We start from the raw sequence: 2,692 nt of genomic DNA on the forward strand, positions 1-2,692 counted from the left end.
TCGTGCGCGGCGAGCCCGACTTCTGCACCCTGGTCGCGCTGGCGCTCCGCGGCGAACTCCTCGCCTCCTGGACGTTCGCCCCGGCACGGGAGGAGATGGCCGTCGCGGTCCGCGGACGCGGTGCCACGCTCAACGGCCGCCCCATACGCTCCGGGGCGCCGTCCCCCTCGGCGACCCTGGAGGTCGCCACCTCGCACCCCGACTACACCACCCCGGACCAGAAGGCCGCCCTGCTCGGGCTGCGGGCGGACGGGGTCCACGCCCGGCCGTGCGGCTCCGCCGGTCTGGAGTACCTCGACGTCGCCCGCGGCGCGCTCGACGCCACGGCCTTCTCCTGGGAGTACGCCTGGGACCACGCCGCCGGACTGCTGCTGGTGACCGAGGCGGGCGGGACGCACACGACGGTCGCGGGCGAACCGTTCCGGATCACCGGGGGCAACGCGCTGCCGTTCACCGCGGCCCGCGACACGGTCACGGGCGACCGGATCCGGACACTGCTGCGGGGCCGATAAAGGCCGTCGGAGCACAGGAATATCCTGGGAGCCCTGGCCATCGGCTGACGAAGGAGTCCGAAGGTGCCGTCGATGCTCGATGCCGTCGTCGTGGGGGCGGGACCCAACGGGCTGACCGCCGCTGTGGAGTTGGCCCGCCGGGGCTTCTCCGTGGCCGTGTTCGAGGCCAAGTCCACGGTCGGTGGCGGTGCCAGGACCGAGGAGCTGACCCTCCCCGGATTCCGGCACGATCCCTGTTCCGCCGTGCACCCGCTGGGCGTCGGCTCGCCCGTCTTCAAGACCATGCCGCTGGACCGGTACGGCCTGGAGTGGCTGCACCCCCGGCTGCCCATGGCCCACCCCTGGGACGACGGGACGGCCGCCGTGCTGTCCCGGTCCGTCGCCGAGACCGCCGCCTCCTTCGGGCCGCGTGACGCGGGCACGTACCGGCGGCTGGTCGCCCCCTACCTCGGCAAGTGGGACACCCTCGTACGGGACTTCATGTCCCTGCCGCTCACCGCCCTGCCCCGCGACCCGGTCACGCTCGCCCGCTTCGGCCTCGACGGCCTGCAGCCGTCGACCTGGCTGCTGCGCCGCTTCCAGGACGACAAGGCGCGCGCCCTGTTCGCCGGGCTGGTCGGCCATGTCATCGCCCCGCTCGGCGGGTTCGCCACGTCGGCGGTGGGCCTGGTGTTCGCGCTCGCCGCGCACGAGGGCGGCTGGCCGCTGCCCCGCGGCGGCTCCCAGGCCATCGCGGACGCCCTCACCGCGTACCTGAAGGACCTGGGCGGCGCCGTCCACACCGACTACGAGGTCAAGCGGCTCGACGACCTGCCGCCGGCGCGCGCCTACGTCTTCGACACCTCGCCCACCGCCCTGGCCCGGATCGCCGGCTTCGGCGGCTACTACGACGCCTACCGCTACGGCGCCAGCGTCTTCAAGATCGACTACGCGCTGGACGGACCCGTCCCCTGGAAGGCGGAGGAGCCCCGCCGGGCGGGCACCGTCCAGATCGGTCCCTCCAGCGGCGAGATCGCCACCGCGCTGCACCAGGCGTCCTCCGGCACGGCGCCGGAGACCCCCTTCCTCATCACCGCCCAGCCCAGTCTCGTCGACGACTCCCGCGCGCCCGAGGGCAAGCACGTCTTCTGGGCGTACGGGCACGTGCCGAACGGCTGGGAGGGCGACCTCACCGAGGCCGTGGAGCGCCAGATCGAGCGCTTCGCCCCCGGCTTCGGCGACCGGGTCCTCGCCCGCGCGACCGCGGGACCCCCCGAGCTCGCCGCCCGCAACGCGAACTACGTCGGCGGCGACATCGCCTGCGGCGCCGCCCGCGGCCTCCAGCTGGTCCTGCGGCCCAAGCTGTCCCTCTTCCCCTACGGCACCCCGCATCCCGCGGTCTTCCTCTGCTCCTCCGCCACCCCGCCGGGGCCGGGTGTCCACGGCATGTCCGGGCACAACGCGGCCAAGGCGGTCTGGCGGCGGCTGCGCGCGGCCCGCCGCTGACGAGTGCCGGCGGAGGACAGGCCGTCGGGGGCAAGGCCGTCGTGGACGGGAGGCGAGGCCGCGGAAAAGGGTCGGCGGCGCCGGTGGGTGCGGCGCGATGATGGACGTATGACGCATCCGACGAAGATCACGCTGGTCCGCGGGGACATCACCGAGCAGCACGTCGACGCCGTGGTGAACGCGGCGAACTCCTCCCTGCTCGGGGGCGGCGGGGTCGACGGTGCGATCCACCGCAAGGGTGGCCCGGCCGTCCTGGAGGACTGCCGCAGGCTGCGCGCCGGCCACTACGGCGGCGGCCTGCCGACCGGGCAGGCGGTCGCCACCACGGCGGGCCGCCTGGACGCCCGCTGGGTCGTCCACACCGTCGGTCCGGTCTGGTCCCGCGAGGAGGACCGCTCCGCGCTGCTCGCCTCCTGCTACCGCGAGTCGCTCCGCGTCGCCGACGGGCTCGGGGCGCGGACGGTGGCCTTCCCGGCGATCTCGACCGGCGTCTACGGCTGGCCGATGGACGACGGCGCCCGGATCGCGCTGGAGACGGTGCGGGCGACGGAGACGGCGGTCGAGGAGGTTCGCTTCGTCCTCTTCGACGAGCCGGCGTACGCGGCGTTCGCCGCCCTGCTGGACTGAGCTGCGCAGCCGGAGCGAACCGCGCCGCGCGTGGCGCGGTTCGCTCCGGCTGCGCAGCTCAGTCCAGC

Annotated in this window: 3 protein-coding genes; all 3 read left to right on the top strand. The window is 74.7% G+C overall.

Going from position 1 to position 2,692, the window contains the following annotated elements; all coding sequences use genetic code 11:
* Positions 1–512 (top strand): inositol monophosphatase family protein (locus EAO71_RS34500; protein WP_315986632.1); only part of this gene is annotated, 512 nt, incomplete at its 5' end.
* Between the two features lie 63 nt (positions 513–575).
* On the top strand, positions 576–1,997 hold the full coding sequence (locus EAO71_RS34505; RefSeq protein WP_147981765.1) for a phytoene desaturase family protein: 1,422 nt from the start codon (positions 576–578) through the stop codon (positions 1,995–1,997).
* Between the two features lie 108 nt (positions 1,998–2,105).
* Positions 2,106–2,624 (top strand): O-acetyl-ADP-ribose deacetylase, encoded by a 519-nt coding sequence (locus EAO71_RS34510; protein WP_147981766.1) that lies wholly within the window; start codon positions 2,106–2,108, stop codon positions 2,622–2,624.
* Positions 2,625–2,692 lie beyond the last annotated feature (68 nt).

The sequence above is a fragment of the Streptomyces sp. MS191 genome (genome assembly GCF_008042125.1).
Taxonomy (GTDB): Bacteria; Actinomycetota; Actinomycetes; order Streptomycetales; family Streptomycetaceae; genus Streptomyces.

Coding starts and splice junctions, on each gene's coding strand:
- EAO71_RS34510 (WP_147981766.1), top strand. CDS start 2,106: ATGACGCATCCGACGAAGATCACGCTGGTCCGCGGGGACATCACCGAG.